The sequence below is a fragment of the uncultured Anaerococcus sp. genome (genome assembly GCF_963512375.1).
Lineage (GTDB): Bacteria > Bacillota > Clostridia > Tissierellales > Peptoniphilaceae > Anaerococcus.
Window position 1 is genome coordinate 71,908 of the sequence record NZ_CAUPMI010000002.1, and the last position, 17,259, is coordinate 89,166.

General features: G+C 31.0%; 17 protein-coding genes. 4 read left to right on the forward strand and 13 right to left on the reverse strand.

From position 1 onward, the window contains the following. Positions 1 to 78: 78 nt before the first annotated feature. Both rny and RRB46_RS01575 read left to right on the forward strand, forming a co-directional pair. On the forward strand, positions 79 to 1,635 hold the full coding sequence (rny, locus tag RRB46_RS01570; RefSeq protein WP_311537246.1) for a ribonuclease Y: 1,557 nt from the start codon (positions 79 to 81) through the stop codon (positions 1,633 to 1,635). 455 nt (positions 1,636 to 2,090) lie between these two features. Further along, positions 2,091 to 3,080, forward strand: a complete 990-nt coding sequence (locus tag RRB46_RS01575) for a tyrosine recombinase XerC (protein ID WP_296129766.1) — start codon at positions 2,091 to 2,093, stop codon at positions 3,078 to 3,080. Positions 3,081 to 3,120: 40 nt separating this feature from the next. Here RRB46_RS01575 and RRB46_RS01580 read toward each other — a convergent pair whose 3' ends face one another. The 6 genes from RRB46_RS01580 to dut all read right to left on the reverse strand — a co-directional run bounded on the left by RRB46_RS01580 (position 3,121) and on the right by dut (position 10,729). After that, positions 3,121 to 4,398 carry an aminotransferase class I/II-fold pyridoxal phosphate-dependent enzyme gene (locus RRB46_RS01580; protein ID WP_296129763.1) on the reverse strand — a complete coding sequence of 426 codons (1,278 nt, stop codon included), beginning with the start codon at positions 4,396 to 4,398 and terminating at the stop codon, positions 3,121 to 3,123. Then, entirely contained in the window at positions 4,388 to 5,332 is a 945-nt protein-coding gene (gene miaA / locus RRB46_RS01585; RefSeq protein WP_311537247.1) for a tRNA (adenosine(37)-N6)-dimethylallyltransferase MiaA, read from the reverse strand. Before miaA ends, RRB46_RS01580 begins: the two co-directional genes overlap by 11 nt. After that, entirely contained in the window at positions 5,322 to 7,100 is a 1,779-nt protein-coding gene (mutL, locus tag RRB46_RS01590) for a DNA mismatch repair endonuclease MutL (RefSeq protein WP_311537248.1), read from the reverse strand. Before mutL ends, miaA begins: the two co-directional genes overlap by 11 nt. After that, a complete protein-coding gene (gene mutS / locus RRB46_RS01595) occupies positions 7,100 to 9,709 on the reverse strand; it encodes a DNA mismatch repair protein MutS (protein ID WP_311537249.1) in 2,610 nt (869 codons plus the stop codon). Before mutS ends, mutL begins: the two co-directional genes overlap by 1 nt. A gap of 64 nt (positions 9,710 to 9,773) precedes the next feature. Further along, positions 9,774 to 10,304 carry a hypothetical protein gene (locus RRB46_RS01600; RefSeq protein ID WP_311537250.1) on the reverse strand — a complete coding sequence of 177 codons (531 nt, stop codon included), beginning with the start codon at positions 10,302 to 10,304 and terminating at the stop codon, positions 9,774 to 9,776. Next, the gene (dut, locus tag RRB46_RS01605) at positions 10,304 to 10,729 is read right to left on the reverse strand and encodes a dUTP diphosphatase (protein WP_296126539.1); all 426 of its coding nucleotides are present in this window, start codon (positions 10,727 to 10,729) and stop codon (positions 10,304 to 10,306) included. The genes RRB46_RS01600 and dut overlap by 1 nt, the downstream gene beginning before the upstream one ends. A 78-nt stretch (positions 10,730 to 10,807) precedes the next feature. Here dut and pepT point away from each other — a divergent pair, with 78 nt between their 5' ends. Both pepT and RRB46_RS01615 read left to right on the forward strand, forming a co-directional pair. Further along, positions 10,808 to 12,028 (forward strand): peptidase T, encoded by a 1,221-nt coding sequence (gene pepT, locus RRB46_RS01610; RefSeq protein ID WP_311537252.1) that lies wholly within the window; start codon positions 10,808 to 10,810, stop codon positions 12,026 to 12,028. Positions 12,029 to 12,107: 79 nt separating this feature from the next. Then, positions 12,108 to 12,335 carry an elastin-binding protein EbpS gene (locus RRB46_RS01615; RefSeq protein WP_311537253.1) on the forward strand — a complete coding sequence of 76 codons (228 nt, stop codon included), beginning with the start codon at positions 12,108 to 12,110 and terminating at the stop codon, positions 12,333 to 12,335. 57 nt (positions 12,336 to 12,392) lie between these two features. Here RRB46_RS01615 and RRB46_RS01620 read toward each other — a convergent pair whose 3' ends face one another. Genes RRB46_RS01620 through RRB46_RS01650 form a run of 7 tightly spaced genes read right to left on the reverse strand, consistent with a single transcriptional unit; the run spans position 12,393 to position 17,256 of the window. Further along, entirely contained in the window at positions 12,393 to 13,628 is a 1,236-nt protein-coding gene (locus RRB46_RS01620; protein WP_311537254.1) for a U32 family peptidase, read from the reverse strand. Position 13,629: 1 nt separating this feature from the next. Then, positions 13,630 to 14,256, reverse strand: a complete 627-nt coding sequence (locus tag RRB46_RS01625; RefSeq protein ID WP_296126528.1) for an O-methyltransferase — start codon at positions 14,254 to 14,256, stop codon at positions 13,630 to 13,632. Continuing rightward, positions 14,243 to 15,919, reverse strand: a complete 1,677-nt coding sequence (locus tag RRB46_RS01630) for a ribonuclease J (protein WP_311537255.1) — start codon at positions 15,917 to 15,919, stop codon at positions 14,243 to 14,245. The genes RRB46_RS01625 and RRB46_RS01630 overlap by 14 nt, the downstream gene beginning before the upstream one ends. Continuing rightward, complete coding sequence (locus RRB46_RS01635; protein ID WP_106460248.1) at positions 15,919 to 16,359, reverse strand: Fur family transcriptional regulator; 441 nt, start codon at positions 16,357 to 16,359, stop codon at positions 15,919 to 15,921. The genes RRB46_RS01630 and RRB46_RS01635 overlap by 1 nt, the downstream gene beginning before the upstream one ends. Further along, positions 16,349 to 16,591, reverse strand: a complete 243-nt coding sequence (locus RRB46_RS01640) for a DUF1292 domain-containing protein (protein ID WP_311537256.1) — start codon at positions 16,589 to 16,591, stop codon at positions 16,349 to 16,351. Before RRB46_RS01640 ends, RRB46_RS01635 begins: the two co-directional genes overlap by 11 nt. Next, positions 16,584 to 17,003 (reverse strand): Holliday junction resolvase RuvX, encoded by a 420-nt coding sequence (ruvX, locus tag RRB46_RS01645; protein ID WP_311537257.1) that lies wholly within the window; start codon positions 17,001 to 17,003, stop codon positions 16,584 to 16,586. Before ruvX ends, RRB46_RS01640 begins: the two co-directional genes overlap by 8 nt. Continuing rightward, positions 16,996 to 17,256: an IreB family regulatory phosphoprotein gene (locus RRB46_RS01650; protein WP_296126519.1), complete on the reverse strand. Its 261-nt coding sequence runs from the start codon at positions 17,254 to 17,256 to the stop codon at positions 16,996 to 16,998. The genes ruvX and RRB46_RS01650 overlap by 8 nt, the downstream gene beginning before the upstream one ends. Between the last annotated feature and the right edge of the window lie 3 nt (positions 17,257 to 17,259).

Consider the following 17,259-nt stretch of genomic DNA (forward strand, 5'->3'; position numbering starts at 1 on the left):
ATGAAAACTATTTCGTATAATTATAAAAATCGGGTATAATAATATTTGGAATGAATTTTCCATATTATTGGAGGTGATATGATGTTTGATAATTTAAATCCAATAGTTGTTCTCATCATAGTTGTCGCCTTCGTATTGTTAGCTTTTTATTTTGGCTATCTTTATCGTAAGAAAATTGGTGAATCTAAGATTGGTAGTGCTGAAAGTTTAAGTAGGCAAATCATAGATGACGCTAACAAACAAGCTGAGGCATTAAGAAGAGAAACTCTAATCGATGCTAAAGATGAAATATCAAAGTTGAAATCTGAAAATGAAGAAATGCTAAATCAGACAAGAGCCGAACTTAATAAAAGGGAAGCACGTTTGATAAAGAAAGAAGAAAGTTTAGACAATCGATCTTTATTGATTGACAAGAAATCTGATCAAATCTCTAGTGATCAGAAAAAATTGAAACAAAAAGAAGAAAGAATTGACAAGTTAATAGAACAACAAGAGTTGGAGCTACAAAATATCGCTGGACTAACTAACAATGAGGCTAAAGAAATTATATTAGCTAGAGTAAAATCAGAGACAATTCATGAATCAGCCAGAATGATAAAAGAAGCTGAAGAAAGAATTAAATCTGAAAGTAAGAAGATTGCAACAGAAATATTAGCTACCACTATTCAAAGATTTGCCCCAGAGCAAGTTTCAGAAAATACTGTATCTGTAATCTCCCTTCCAAAAGATGAAATGAAAGGTAGAATTATAGGCCGTGAAGGTAGAAATATAAGAGCTTTCGAACAAGCATCAGGAGTAGACCTTATAATAGATGATACTCCAGAAGCAGTAGTGATATCATGTTTTGAACCTGTAAGACGCGAAATAGCCAAAGTTGCACTAGAGAAATTAATTCAAGATGGAAGAATAAATCCATCTAGAATTGAAGAAATGCTTCAAAAGGCTACAGACGAAGTAGAAGCCAGAATCATAGAAGATGGTGAGGCAGCTGCAGAAAAAGTAGGAATAATGAATCTTCATCCACAGCTAATAAGGCTAGTAGGTAAGATGAAATTTAGAACATCCTACGGTCAAAATATTCTAAATCACTCTGTAGAAGTAGCCCTCTTAGCCGGAATGCTAGCTGAAGAAATAGGTGCAGATGCCCAACTAGCTAGACGTGGTGGGTTACTACACGATCTTGGTAAAGCAATAGACCAAGAACAAGAAGGCACACACATCTCACTAGGAGTCGAAGCAGCTATAAAATATGGTGAAAACAAATATGTAGTTAACGCTATAGAATCACATCATGGAGATGTTGAACCAAATTGTGTTGAATCAATCCTAGTTCAAACAGCAGATGCAATAAGTGCTGCTAGACCAGGAGCTAGACGCGAAAGTCTTGAAAATTATATCAAGAGACTTGAGAATCTAGAAAAAATCGCAAATTCATTCGATGGTGTTGAAAAATCATTTGCTCTACAAGCTGGTAGAGAGCTAAGAATATTAGTCAAACCAGACAAGGTATCAGATGACGAAATGGTTGTAATAGCTAGAGATATTGCAAAGAAAATCGAAAATGAATTAGAGTATCCAGGTGAAATTAAAGTGAACTTATTAAGAGAGTCCAAAGCGATAGATTTTGCAAAATAATATTTAATTAATTATTTAAACTAACTGCCAAGTAATTTGGCAGTTTTTTTAGTAGAATTTTAAAGGTATAAATACACCAGCAAAAATTTAAAATCGCTTAGAAGTCAAAATAGAGCGTATTACAATCCTAGTTCTATAAGGAGAATTTTTTTAATATAAAACTATAGAAGATGTTTAAATTTAATTGAAAATAATAATATAAAGGAGAATTAGACCCAAGCATAAAAACAATACATATAATAAAGCAAAGCATATTCACTCATAAAACTTCTTGACAAATAAGAAAATATAATCTTAAAAAGACATGAAAAGAGGTATATGGCAATTTTAAATTATTGCACAAAATAACAATTTTGTGCAATAATTTGTTTTTATCGAAATTTTAAGTATAGTATCTATGTAAATATTAATACGAATACATCCTAGAGCCTTTATAAACTTAATTAGGAGTAATTATGGAAAAATTTATTAAACCCCTTATACTTACAGATTATTTAAACTATTTAAAATCCATCAAAGGTCTTTCTGCATCTACTATTAAGGAATATGAATATGACCTTCTTATGTTTATCGAATTTGAAATTATAAGAAAAATATATTCCGGCAATGAAGAATCTTATCTTAAAGATTTTGATTTTAATAAAATAAACCATATTATCAATAGCGAATTTTTTGAGCAAATGTCTATCCAGGATTTCTATGCCTTTCTTTCATATTTAGACAACGACAAAAATGATTCAGCTACTACTAGATCACGTAAGATTTCTGCTATCAAATCTTTTTACAAATATATGTACAATGAGATTGAAATTATAGACACTAATAATGCTAACAAATTAACAAATCCCAAAATAAGTCAAAGACAACCAATATACCTAACTCTCTCGGAAACCGAGATCTTGCTTAATGAAATAAACAAAGAAAAGAACGAATTTTTAAGAGCTAGAGACCTAGCCATGGTTTTTACCTTTTTAACCACCGGTATGCGTCTATCAGAGCTAGTAAGTATAAACTTATCTGATGTAAATAAAGATAGTTTTAACATCATTGGAAAAGGTAATAAAGAACGAACTGTATACCTTACAAAAAATTGTTTAGAACTGATTAATTCATATATTATAATAAGATCAGCTTATCTTAAGGATGATAAGGTCAACGCCCTATTTATATCCACTAGGAAAAAGAGAATTTCAAATAGAGCTGTACAAGCCACAATTGATAAATATCTCGAAAAAGCCGGTTTTGATACCACCATCTATTCAACCCATAAACTAAGACATACTGCTGCAACTCTAATGTATAAGTATGGAGATGTTGATATTAGAGCTCTTAAGGATATACTTGGGCACGCTTCTGTATCTACCACACAAATCTACACCCACTTAGATGACGAAGACCTAAAAAAGGCCGTCAACAAAAATCCACTTTCAAAACTCGACATATAAAAATCGCCCATTAAGCTTAAAGCTATTTGGGCGATAATTTCTATATTAAATTATTTTTCTTCAGTCTATTTAAAACTATTTTCAAAGCTAACTTACCGTGATAATAGTTAAGTCCTCCTTGTAAATATGCCATATAAGGCTCTCTTAGAGGACCATCCGCTGATAATTCAGATGTAGCGCCTTCAACAAAGCCACCAGCAGCCATTATTACAGGGTCTTCATATCCTGGCATTGGATATGCTTCAGGAATGAAGGTTGAATCAACTGTACAAGCTTCTTGGATTGCCTTACAGAAAGTTTTAAGCTTATCCGGATTTCCTAGCTTTATAGCTAATATTATATCTGACCTTGGATCTTCTAAGCTTGGAGTAACTTCATATCCTAATTTCCTAAACACAGATGCAAATAAAAGTGCCACTTTAATTGATTCCTTAACAACATGTGGAGCAAAATATAAGCCTTCTGCAACCAACCTATTTGTTCCAAAACTTAATCCTTCGTCCTTGCCAATGCCTGGTGCAGTAAGGGTATTTGCACAATATTCTATCAAATTTCTTTTTCCTGAGATATAGCCCCCTGTTAATGCTATTCCCCCACCTAGGTTTTTAATTAATGATCCTGCTACTATATCAGCACCGACTTCTATAGGTTCCTTATCTTCTGTAAATTCACCATAGCAGTTATCTATGAAAACAATTACATCTTTATTTTCTTTTCTAATTTCATCTATAGCTTTTTTAATTTCATCAATTGTAAAAGCTCTTCTTTGACTATAGCCAGTTGACCTTTGAATAAGAATGACCTTAGTCTTATCGTCAATTTTATCTCTAATCTTTTCATATTTGATCGACCCATCATCATTTAAGTCAATTTTGTCATATAGGATTCCTTTTTCAAGCAAGGTCCCCTTCTTATTTCCAGCTATTCCTATCACTTGCTGCATGGTATCATATGGGTCATCAGTTATAGATAGGAGTTTATCACCGTGGTTTAATAGTGAGAATAAGACAATCGAAAGAGCATGGGTACCTGATACTATAGAAGGTCTTACTAGACTGTCTTCAGCCTTGAAAATACTTGAAAAAATATTCTCTATAGTATCCCTACCAGTATCTGCATAACCATAACCGGTGGAAGAATTAAAATCACTTGTTTGCAGAGCGTTTTTATTAAAAGCACTTAGTACCTTGGCTTGGTTAAATTCACTAATATCTTCATGTTGTTTAAATAAATCTTCTAATTCTTTCTCAGACTCTTTGATAATCTCATCAAATGAATCGTCTATATTATAATTATCATATATCTCTTTATAGTCCATAAACATCCTTTATTATACTTTCTATTATCATTCCTGCATCATCCTTGCTTAATTCATCCATTATTATTTCGTGGCAAAAAGGATAATTTTTGTATCTTTTCATCCAAGTTATTTGCCTTTTTGCATATCGTCTTGTATTTTGAGCAATAGTTGCTATAAGCTCATCCTTATTTATTTCACCCTTTATATATGGAAATATTTCCTTATATCCAATTGCAGCCATAGATTGACTGTCAGGAGTTAGATTAAATCTATCAATTAAATATTCAAATTCTTCAATCAGACCTTGGTCAATCATTTGCTCGACTCTTAGATTTATTTTGTCGTAGAGTATATCCCTATTCTCGTAATTTAAGAAAAACAAAATCGGATTTATTTCAGAATTTAAAACCCTTTCGCCAGTCCTTTGCACTGAAGCCTTTACTCCTGTTTCCTTATAGATTTCAAGAGCTCTTATTATTCTATTTCTTTCATTTGGATGATATTTACTTGCACTTTCTGGATCTATTTCCTTTAGCTTTTCATATAAATATTCATTTCCAAATTCTTCCGCCTCAGAATCTAATTTATCTCTTAGCTCTTCATTTTTACTGACCTTTCCATAATTCATATCGAATAATATAGAATCTATATAAAAGCCAGTTCCACCTGTCATAATCGGAGTAAGGCCATTATCATTTAATTCTCTAATAATGCTGAGGGTCTCGGCCCTAAAATATTCAACTGTAAAATTCTCGTCTGGATTAACAACATTTATTAGATGATGATCTACCGTGAAATCATCAACCTTATTAGTCCCTATGTCCATATATCTATAGACTTGTTGACTATCTGAAGAAATTATTTGACTATCTAATTTTTTAGCTAAATTTATAGCGATGTCACTCTTTCCGCTTGCAGTAGGACCTGTTATTATTATAAGTTTATCTTTCAAAGTATTTCTCCAAATCTTTACTATCTATCATTATTAAAGTAGCTTGTCCATCATAGTTTATATAGGGATTTTCTTCATCCATAAGTTTTTTATAAAGTGAAACTGCCTCATCTTCGTTAATCCTATGGCCCTTTCTAAAGGATAAAGCCTTTACTAGCTTTCTAAATTTTTTATATAAAAATTTATTTGAATCATCATAATCTATATCGAGTAAATCATAAAAGAAATCGCTATTTTCTGGTAAATCAAATATGGTTGGTATTTCTCTAATTATCAGCTTATTATTCGATATAAAATCTATATCAAAGCCCATATTTTCAAATAAATTATCCTTTTCTTTAACTCTTTTAATATCATCAACCTTAAGCTCAACTGTTAGTGGATTTGTAAGAATCTGTCTTGCTATATTGCCTTCTTTAAAATCTCTAATATATTTAGACATTTTAATTTTCTCATCAGCTTTTCTATGGTCGAGTATATAGGCTTTATTCTTATCTTCAAATATTGAATATCGAAAAAACAAACTTGTCTTGTAGGTTGGTATATCATCTATAAATTTCTCTTCGATAACATCTTCATAAAAATCATTATTTTCTTCCAATGCCCCTAAATCCAATGGTAAAGATTCATCAAAGAAGTTATTAGAATTTTCAGTTGAATAATTACTCGGACTTTCTCTAATTAAATTCTCAACTGGAGAATACTTATCAAGTATAGCCTTATAATCGCTGAAATCTAGGCTTTTATTTTCCTTAGTGACTTCCTGTCTGATAGTCTTTATGTCTTTATTCTTCTTAAAAGCCTTGTTAATTGAATTAGTGATTAGGTCTATAAGTTCTTCCTCGTAGGAAAATTTAATTATCTTTTTATTAGGATGGATATTTACATCTATATTTTTGGGATTTGTATCTATAAATAAGAAAAAAGCTGGATATCTTCCATTAGGGATAAGTCCTTGGTATTGGTATTCAATAGCCCTATTTATTTCATCATTTTCAATTAATCTTTTGTTTGCAAAGACATATTGCATTGATCTCTTTCCACGATAATAGTTTGAATTTGAAATATAGGCTTTTATATTAAAAATATCGTTCTTATCACTTATTTCTATCAAATTTTCTTCAAGCAAACTATCTAAAAGATCAGCTATATTTAGCTTAAAAGATGTATTTGAAGTTGATCTAAATTGTAGACTATCATCTTTTATATATTTAAAAGATATATCTTGATAACCTATAGCAAAAGCATAAAGAAGCTTTGTAATTTTATTTGTTTCTGCTAGGTCGGATTTAAAGAATTTTCTCCTAGCAGGTATGTTATAAAATAAGTCTTCCACTATAATACTTGTACCTTTATTTGTAGCAATCGAACTTTTACTGGTATCTTTTGAGCTTATGACTAACTTACTACCTATAGGTGCACCTTCAGTCTTAGAAATAGCTGTAAGTTTACTTACGGCTGCTATGCTTGGAAGAGCTTCCCCCCTAAATCCAAGAGTGTCAATCCTATATAAATCATCAAAATCAGTAATCTTACTTGTGGCATGTTTTTTGAAGGCTATCTCTAATTCATCACTATCAATACCTGCCCCATCGTCTGTGACTCTTATATATGACTTACCGCCATTTCTTATTTCAACTGTTATATTTTTACTATTAGCATCAATGGAATTTTCTACCAATTCTTTAACAACAGAAAGAGGAGATTCTATTACCTCTCCTGCCGCTATTTTTTCTATTGTATCCTTGTTTAGTCTAATTATAGGCACTATAATTCACCGATTCTTTCTATTAATATATTTAGTTTATTTAGTGCTTCTAGAGGAGTAAGTTCATTAATATTTATATCCTCTGACAAATTTCTTAAATCTTCTAGCTTCTTATCTTTTATTTCATCTATTGAATTTTTAAGCTCTTTTTGCTTATCTACTTCATAAAAATCATCATTAGATAGTTTGTTCATTATCTTATTAGCATTATCAATTATCTCATCAGGCAAGCCGCTTAATTTAGCAACTTCTATACCGTATGATCTGTCAGATTTTCCCTTGCTTATTTTTCTTAAGAAAACTAAGTTATTATTCTCTTCAAGGATTTCTATCTTAAGATTTGTAACATTATCAAGCTCATTTTCAAGAATAGTTAATTCGTGAAAGTGAGTAGCGAACACAGTCTTAACCTTCTTATGCTTTGATAAATACTCAACTAAGGCCATAGCTATACTTAGCCCATCGTCAGAGCTTGTTCCCCTACCAACTTCATCCAGGATAACAAAAGACCTATCTGTAGAATTTTCCAAAATATTTGATACTTCATTCATCTCTAGCATAAAGGTAGACTGACCTTTTGATATATTATCACTTGCCCCTATCCTTGTAAACACTTTATCACAAATTCCAATTTGGGCACTGTCTGCTGGTACAAATGAACCTATCTGAGCCATAATTATTATAAGAGCTGTTTGTCTCATATATGTCGATTTACCAGCCATATTTGGACCAGTAATAATCTGTATTAGATTAGTATCCTCGCCAATATCTGTATCATTTGCTATAAATTCATTTTCTTTTAGGTTTCTCTCTATAACAGGATGTCTCCCTGATTCTATCTTTATTACAGGCTCATCATTTATTATTGGTTTTACATAATTGTATTTTGTAGCAATTTTAGCAAAGGAATTAAGTGAATCAATATTAGCTATCATTTTTGATAGGGATTGAAGTCTTGAGGTTGATTCTAATATTTTATCTACAATATCATTAAAAAGTTCATATTCAAGACTATTAATCTTATCCTTCCCATTTAAGATAAGAGAGCTAATATTTTCTAATTCTTCTGTTGTGTATCTTTCCTGGTTTTTAAGTGTTTGTTTTCTAATATATGACTTATCAACCTTATCGGTATTTACCTTTGTAACCTCAATAGAATAACCGTTATTCTTGTTATAGATGATTTTTAAATTCTTAATTCCAGTAAGATCTCTTTGTTCCTTTTCATAGGTTAAGAGTCTATCTTCAGCATTATTAGATAATTTTTTTAAATCGTCTAAGTCTTTGTTATAATTTTCTTTTATTAAATTACCTTCAGTAATTGTTATAGGCGGTTCCAGTACAATTGATTTATCAATTAAATCATAAATGTCACTTATATCTGGTAAATTAATGCCTAGGGCTGATATTAACTTATTATTGGAATTTTTTAGTATATCTTTTAGCTTAGGAATATCCTTCAAGGAATTTTTTAGAGAAATTAAATCCCTTGCATTTGCTCTTTTATAAGAGATTTTAGCAAGTATTCTTTCTAGATCATATATGCTATCTAAAATATTAGACACATTCCTAGATAAAATATTATCCTTATAAAATCCATCAACTAAATCAAGTCTTCTTTGTATCTTATCCCTATCTATTAAGGGTCTTTCTAACCAGTCGTGAATTAGCCTAGATCCCATTACAGTATCTGCCTCATCTAATAGAGAGATTAGGGTATTTTCCTTACTGTTGTTATTTAAGTTTCTGGTAAGCTCTAGATTTTTTCTCGTATTAGCTTCTATTTCCATATATTCATTGATCTTTAAAAGTTCAATATTATTAATATGTTCTAATTTTTCATTGTAATACTTATATATATAATCAAGTAGATTTGCTAAAGAAATTATTGCTAGTCTTTTATCAGATATCTTCTCTAAATTTTCCTTACCTAAATATTTGACTATGGTTTTGATTCTATTTTCATAATCATTTGTAAAATTAATATAGTTTAGAAAGATATTATTATTTAAATTAAAATACTGTCTTAGATCTTGGTTGGAATAATTTGAATTTATAACCAATTCTGCAGGATTTATCTTTTCTATTTGATCAATTGCTTTTTTACCTAGGCTCTTGCTTAGGGCTTTTATTTCAAGGCATACAAGCTTACCTGTGGATATATCACAATAGGTCATTGCTATACCATATTCATTTTCAAATATTGATAAAAGATAGTTATTTTCTTTCCTATCTAGAGATTCTATGTCTGTTAAGGTTCCCGGAGTTATTACCTTAGTTATGGCTCTTTTTACAAGGCCTTTGGCCTCTTTGGGATCTTCTACCTGATCGCATAGGGCTACCTTATATCCTTTTTTAACTAGTTTATTGACATAAGTATCAACTACGTGATGAGGTACTCCACACATCGGCGCCCTATCCTCATGACCACATTCTTTTCCTGTCAAGGTTAAAGATAATACTTTAGCAGTTATTATTGCATCATCAAAAAAAGTCTCATAAAAATCACCTACCCTGTATAAGAGTAAGGCATCTGTAAAGTCTTTTTTCATATCTACATAATGTTTTAACATTGGGGTTAATTTATCATATTTAAACTTACTTTTCATCTTCTACCTCTCTATTTAACTATACCTCTTAAGAAAAAAGACTCATGACTAATCATGAGCTTTATTATTGTAAGTTTAGGGTTTTAACATTGGTTATCCAACTGCTAGCACTTTTAGAATTTGTATCTATTATTGCCAAAGTACCGTATGAAGGATTGTATTCAAGTAGTGGTTGACCTTCTATTTTATAAACTAAATATATCCTATCAACTTCTAGGGCTACTGACATTGGATACCTAGTAGCATTTCCATTATTATCTTCTATCTCTATAGTAGGTCTATCTCTAAAATTATAATCTAAGTTTCCTATAAGTTTTTCTAAAGATATCCCTTCGACTTCGACTTTCTCTAAGCCGTTATTAATATATACTTCAGTTTTATTTGAGCCTAAAGCTTTCAATTCCTTAATTGAAAAAGACTTTAACTCATCTCCATTTCCCTTTATAATAACAATATCATTACTGTATTTTGACATTGTCATATCTTCATATTTTTTCTTAAGAAATATTCCTGCAAATATAAGTACTATAGCAAGTAATGCTAGGAGATATAGTTTGTATTTATTCTTCTTAAATATTCTATTAAATTTATTCATTATCTTCCCGTAGATCCAAATCCGCCTTCATTTCTTTCGCTTTCTGAAAGCTCTTCTACTTCTTCTATCTGGCATCTAAGATAAGGTTGAATCACTAATTGAGCAAGCCTATCACCATTTTTGATAACCTGATCGGTCTTGCCATAATTATAGAAGAACATCATTAGCTCTCCTCTATAGTCTGAGTCAATTACCCCTAAAGTGTTGGCAAGCATAAGTTGTTTCTTTACACCTGTTGATGACCTTGGATAAACTGCACCAAAGTATCCTTCTGGTATTTCTACTTTTAATCCTGTATTAATTTTTACAGTTTCCCCAGGCTTTATACTTATATCTTCCTTAGTCTTACAATATAGATCAATTCCAGCAGCATGTTCTGTAGCATAAGCTGGAACTTGGTTGTCTGTTATAATCTTTAATTTCATCCTATCACCTTCCTTATTTAGTATACCAATTTTAGCCCATTTTACAATTGCAAGTATAATAGTGATAAAGGAGATATTATGAAAAAAATAGAAGATAGATTTTTAAATTATATAAGCTTTGATACAAAAAGTGATCCAGAAAAAGGTGAAATTCAAAAACCTTCTACAGAAGGTCAACTTGTTTTGGCAAAAGAATTAAAAAAAGAACTTGAAGACTTTGGTCTTGTTGCAGAAATTAATGAAGAAGGTTTTGTATTTTCTGAGATAAAATCTAACTCAGATAAAAATCTACCAAAGGTAGGCTTCATATCACATATGGATACATCACCAGAAATGTATGGAAAAATTGATAATCCGCAAATTATCAAATATGAAGGTGGAGACATAAAACTAAATGAAGAAAAATCTATAAAAGTTGAAGATTTCCCTTACTTAAATGACTTAGTAGGCACAACTCTTATAACAACTAGGGGCGAATCACTTCTAGGTGCTGATGATAAGGCAGGAATCTCAGCTATTATGCACGCTATTGATTATATAGTTAGTAACCCTGATATTAAACATGGTGATATAAAGATCGCCTTTACCCCAGATGAAGAAATAGGCACAGGTTGTGATTCTTTCGATGTAGAAAGATTTGGGGCTGACTTCGCCTATACTATAGACGGTGGCATCCTGGGTGAATTAGAATATGAATCATTCAATGCTGCTGATGCTAAAATTACTATAAGAGGTAAATCTATCCATCCTGGTTCTGCTAAAAACACAATGATTAACTCTATAAGCGTAGCAAATCAATTTGATAGGTTACTAGGTAGTGTAAGACGTCCAGAACATACAGAAGGCTATGAGGGCTTTTTCCACTTATTAGATATAAAGGGTGAAACAGAAATTACCAAGCTGCATTATATTATTCGTGATCACGATAGAGCTACCTTTGAAAATATGAAGAAGGAAATCGAAGATAATGCAGCTTATCTTAATAAAAAATACGGTAATATTATCGATGTCCAGTTATCAGATTCTTACTACAATATGGGAGATATCATAAAAGATCATATGGATATTGTGGAAATTGCTAAAACTGCCATGGAAAATCTTGACATAATTCCACTTGTTAGCCCGATAAGAGGTGGTACAGATGGTTCTAAACTTTCTTTTATGGGACTACCAACACCTAATATTTTCACAGGTGGCATGAATTTCCACGGAATTTATGAGCTTATACCAATTGAGCATATGCAAAAAGCAAGTGATGTTATAGTCGAGATTATTAAATTAATAGAAAAGTCACATTAGGAAAATGATTGTAAAATTTTATTAAATATGTTATTATAGTAGTATAAGAATGCTTAATGTAGATTAAAAAGGAGATATTATGGCAGACAAAGTTACAAATGATAACCAATACAGAGGTAATGAAGAACTTGATAAAAAAATCAGAGAAGAAAACAAAGAAAATGGTGGAGAATCTTTAGATAAAAAACTAAGTCCTGACCAAGAAAATCTTAGATCAATTTCTGATGAAGCTGATGAAAATTCAAACGTTGGTGTTGAAGCAAGAAGAACAAGAGCAGAATTTTCAGAAAATCCATCTGAAGATTAATATCGGATACTTATTTTTAAAAAGACGAGAAAATATAATCTCGTCTTTTTTAAATATTTATTTTTCAATCTCTTTTCTTAATATATCTCCCTCTTCTAAGGGCAGATCTATTTTCATTTTAATTAGTTGTTTAGGTTTATTTGCAACTTCGATTTCTTCACCATTTTCATCTTCCATGTGCTCTATTGTAAAATTATAGAAATCTTTGCTATTTCCAAATATTTCTATATCATCACCTTTAAAGAATCTATTTCTTTGTTCAATTGTTGCAATTTTAGAGTTCTTATCATAAGCTTTGACAAGACCTATAAAATCATAATTTCTTATATAAGAAGATGTTCCATAAATCTGGTCATTTTCATCTGGTTTATTATGGAAGAATCCTTTAGTGAAGTGCCTGTGGCTTGCTTTATTTATCTCGTTAAAATATTTTTCTGCTAGTTCTTTTGAAAAATGTCCCTCATAATAAGCATCAATTACCTGTCTATAAGACCTAATTACAGTTGCTACATAAAAAGGTGTCTTCATTCTTCCTTCTATTTTAAAACTATCTATCCCAGCTTCAATTAATTTATCTACTTCATCAATTAAGCATAGGTCTTTCGAATTCATGATAAAGGTTCCACCATTACCATCTTCTTCTATAGGATAATATTCACCAGGTCTTGTTTCTTCTTGAAGAGAGTATTTCCACCTACAAGGTTGGGCACAGTCTCCCCTATTAGCATCTCTTCCTGTCATATATGATGATAATAAACATCTTCCAGAATAAGATATGCACATGGCTCCGTGAATAAAGCATTCTATTTCCATATCTTTTGGAGTATTCGCTCTAATTTCTGTTATTTCTTTTAATGATAATTCCCTAGCTAATATTACTCTTTTTGCACCCATTTCATACCAAAAATTAACAGTTGCTGAGTTTGTAACTGAAGCTTGAGTTGAGATATGCAAGTCTATATCTGTATGTTTTTTAGCTAAATTAAATATACCCGGGTCAGATATTATTAATGCATCTATACCAATTGTATTTAAGTGTTCAAGGTATTCAATAATACCTGTCATATCACCATCATGAGGCATTATATTCATAGTAACATGCACTCTAACATTTTTAGAATGAGCATACTCTACAGCTTTTTTTAATTCTTCATCATTAAAATTTTTTGCATTTGCCCTTAGGCCGAAGTTGTCTCCAGCAAGATAAACTGCATCCGCTCCAAATTTAATAGCAGTTTGTAGTTTCTCAAAGTCTCCAGCGGGGGCAAGTAATTCTACTTTTTTATTTTCCATTTTATCTCCTTACGCTGATTGTAAGTCCATCTCCTATGGGGATAATTGAACTTATAAAATCCTCGTTGTGTGTTATATAGGCTAAAAATTTTCTTAAATTTTTAACCAAGGTTATCTTTCTTTTTTCTATTAAATCATCGTTACAAACTTCACCTCTAAAAAGAACATTGTCTGCTACAATGATTCCTCCCTCATTTAATAATTTGCTTGTTATTTTAAAATAATCTAGGTATCTAGATTTATTAGCATCAATGAAAACAAAATCAAAGCCTTGATCAATATTTCTCAAGGCTTTCATAGCATCATCATTTATTAATGTGATATTTGTTTTATATTTTTTAAAGTTATCATTTGCTATTTTTGCAGTATCTTCATCTAATTCAATAGTTGTAATATCCGCATCAGAATACTTAGAAAAAATTAAGGAAGAATAGCCAATAGCCGTGCCTATTTCAAGTATTTTTTTAGGCTTGGCAATTTTTATTAAACTTACCAATAATTCTTTGGTCTGGCTATTCATAATAGGAACTCTATTTTCCTCAGCGTATTTTCTTAATTCTAAAAAATCAACATCTTCTAGCAAATCTTCTATAAATTGGGAGCTATGTTTATAATTAATATTTCCCATTTTCTATACCAGATATTACAGGTAATATCATTGGATCTCTACCTAATTCATTGTAAATATATGATTTTAGGTCTTCTCTTATTTGATATTTGATTTGGCTTAAGGCTTTTATATCATCTTTTTTGCATTTATCTATAGACCTTAAGACAATGTCTCTTGCATTTTCGATTATGTCTTGATTCTCCTTGACATAAACAAAACCGCGTGAGACTATCTCAGGACCTGCTAAAAGCTCTTGGGTATGTTTATCAAAGGTTATAGAAACTACCATTAGGCCATCTTCAGATAGGTGTTTTCTATCTTTTAATACTATATTTCCTACATCCCCAATACCTGAACCGTCAACAAGTACGTTTCCAGCTTGAACCTTACCTTTTATTTGGGCAGACTTTTTACTAAACTCAATTACATCCCCATTTTCAACTATAAAGATGTTCTCCTTTGGTTGACCCATGTCTACAGCTATATCAGCGTGTTTCTTAAGCATCCTTATCTCGCCGTGGGCTGGTATTAAATACTTTGGTGTAACTAGTTGGTACATAAGTTTTATTTCTTCTTGACAAGCGTGACCTGATGCATGGACTTGTGCTAAAGAAGAATATATAATCTTACAACCAATTTTTGTAAGATTGTTGATTGTTGTATTTATTGCCATCTCATTACCTGGTATAGGTGATGAAGATAGGATAACTGTATCAGTTTCATTTAAGCTAATTTGTCTATGTTCTTTATTAGCCATCCTTGTTAGTGCACTTAGTGGCTCCCCTTGGGTTCCTGTAGATAGGATTACAAGCTCATCGTCAGCATATTTTTTTATTGCTTTCATATCTATTAGAGTATTCTTTTTAATCTTAAGAAAACCTAACTCAGTGGCAATTTTTACGTTATTTAGCATTGACCTGCCTGATAAGGCAACTTTTCTGTTATATTTTTCTGCTGCAGTTATGATTTGTTGGACCCTATGAAGGTTTGATGCAAAAGTAGCTACAATTATTCTTGATTTGGCTTGGCCAAAGATTTTTATAAAAGTTTCGCCTACTGTCTTTTCACTTACAGAAAATCCTTCTCTTTCAACATTTGTTGAGTCAGCAAAAAGAGCTAACACACCTTTTCTTCCAAGTTCAGCAAGTCTTTGTATATCTGTTGGGTCGTTGTCAATTGGAGTGAAATCCATTTTGAAGTCACCTGTAAAGATTACAGTACCTACTGGTGATTTAACAGCTATAGCACAAGCATCAGGAATAGAGTGGCTTACTCTTATAAATTCTATACTTAGACTTCCTGCCTTAACTGTATTATTTACATTTACCATCTTAATCTTATTTGTATTTAAGCCGTGCTCTTTAAATTTATTTCCTAAAAGTCCCTTTGTTAATTTTGAACAGTATACATTTGTATCAACATTTTTAAGAAAATATGGTATTGCACCAATATGGTCTTCGTGACCATGGGTTACAAAAATACCTCTTAATTTATTTTTATTTTCTTCTACATAGGTAAAATCAGGGATAACTATGTCAACTCCTAACATTTCACTATCTGGAAATGTTAGTCCACAGTCAATCATAATCATATCATTGCCGTATTCTACAACCGTGCAGTTTTTTCCTATTTCGTGTAATCCCCCTATAGGGATTATTCTTAATTTCTTTTCATTTGTCATTATTTCTCCTCATTTTTCTGACAATCGGAACATACTCCATAAATCCTCAAAGAATAATAAGACAAATCAAAGTCATAATTTTCTTTCAATGAGTTTTTTACTTCATCAACAGATAAAAACTCATCTTCCAATATTTTCCCACATTTTGTACAAATGATGTGATCATGATGATCACTCTCTGGGTCTATCAATTCATAAGTATAAGCTTGGTCAGTAAATTCTTGCTTATTAACTATACCTAGCTCTTCAAAAATATTTAAAGTTCTATAAATAGTTGCTATCCCAACCTGCTTATGGTCTTGATGAACAATAGAGAAAAGTTCTTCAGGTGTTAAATGCTTTTGTGAAGAATTTTTCAAAACAGTAAATATCAGCTGTCTTTGTTTAGTAAATTTTTGATTATTATTCTCAAAAATTTTCTTTACTTGTTCAATGTTCATTAATTTCTCTTTTCATCTCTTCATAAAATTCAATTATTTCGTTTAATTGATTTTGATCTTCTATGGATTTAAATATAACTTCATCAGCTTCATTAATTACTTCCACTATTAATATCATATCATCAATAGGATTTCTTAAAGCTGCGTAATTGTTATCATCAATTCCGAAAGTGTCTTCTATATTAAATTCAACTTCATTATTATTTTCATCCAGTAAAAAGATACTATTCATTATTTCTCCTGTCTAAATAGCTTTGTAAGATAAAGCTAGCAGCGATTTTATCAATATGTTCTTTCCTATTTTCTCGTCTTACAGACATATCAATAAGAACAGCCTCAGATTCAAGTGTTGTCATCCTTTCATCTTGATAGATTATTTCAATATCTATTCTTTTTTTGATTAGGTCAACAAAGCTCATAACTTTCATAGCCTGAGGGCCAATTGTATTATTCATATTTTTAGGAAGTCCAACTATTAGAGTTGAAACATCTTTTTCATTAATAATTTCTTCTATTCTATCTATGTCAAGTTTTGCTTTTTTTCTTTTGATTGTTTCAAAAGGTTGGCTAGTGATAAACATTGGGTCGCTTAAAGCGATCCCAATTGTTTTATCTCCAACATCTAAGCCCATTATTCTAGTCATTGATATAATTGTTTAATAATTCTTCTAATATTTTATCTCTATCAACTGCCCTAATAAGCTTTCTAGCACCATTATGTGCTGTTATATAAGTTGGATCCCCAGATAGAAGGTAGCCAACAATTTGAGGATTTGGTTTATATCCCTTTTCTTCAAGAGCTTTATAAACTGTTGTTAATATTTCTCTAATATCATTTTTCTCTACATCTTCTCTTTTAAAGAGCATAGTTTCATTAAACTTATTATTATCAGTCATAAT

Bases quoted from the DNA above. Each gene is read 5' to 3' on its own strand.
- RRB46_RS01650 (WP_296126519.1), bottom strand. From the start codon at position 17,256: ATGACTGATAATAATAAGTTTAATGAAACTATGCTCTTTAAAAGAGAA.
- RRB46_RS01640 (WP_311537256.1), bottom strand. From the start codon at position 16,591: ATGAATAGTATCTTTTTACTGGATGAAAATAATAATGAAGTTGAATTT.
- RRB46_RS01580 (WP_296129763.1), bottom strand. From the start codon at position 4,398: ATGGACTATAAAGAGATATATGATAATTATAATATAGACGATTCATTT.
- ruvX (WP_311537257.1), bottom strand. From the start codon at position 17,003: ATGACTAGAATAATGGGCTTAGATGTTGGAGATAAAACAATTGGGATC.
- RRB46_RS01575 (WP_296129766.1), top strand. From the start codon at position 2,091: ATGGAAAAATTTATTAAACCCCTTATACTTACAGATTATTTAAACTAT.
- RRB46_RS01615 (WP_311537253.1), top strand. From the start codon at position 12,108: ATGGCAGACAAAGTTACAAATGATAACCAATACAGAGGTAATGAAGAA.
- RRB46_RS01630 (WP_311537255.1), bottom strand. From the start codon at position 15,919: ATGACAAATGAAAAGAAATTAAGAATAATCCCTATAGGGGGATTACAC.
- rny (WP_311537246.1), top strand. From the start codon at position 79: ATGATGTTTGATAATTTAAATCCAATAGTTGTTCTCATCATAGTTGTC.
- pepT (WP_311537252.1), top strand. From the start codon at position 10,808: ATGAAAAAAATAGAAGATAGATTTTTAAATTATATAAGCTTTGATACA.
- RRB46_RS01620 (WP_311537254.1), bottom strand. From the start codon at position 13,628: ATGGAAAATAAAAAAGTAGAATTACTTGCCCCCGCTGGAGACTTTGAG.
- mutS (WP_311537249.1), bottom strand. From the start codon at position 9,709: ATGAAAAGTAAGTTTAAATATGATAAATTAACCCCAATGTTAAAACAT.
- RRB46_RS01600 (WP_311537250.1), bottom strand. From the start codon at position 10,304: ATGAATAAATTTAATAGAATATTTAAGAAGAATAAATACAAACTATAT.
- RRB46_RS01635 (WP_106460248.1), bottom strand. From the start codon at position 16,359: ATGAACATTGAACAAGTAAAGAAAATTTTTGAGAATAATAATCAAAAA.
- RRB46_RS01625 (WP_296126528.1), bottom strand. From the start codon at position 14,256: ATGGGAAATATTAATTATAAACATAGCTCCCAATTTATAGAAGATTTG.
- dut (WP_296126539.1), bottom strand. From the start codon at position 10,729: ATGAAATTAAAGATTATAACAGACAACCAAGTTCCAGCTTATGCTACA.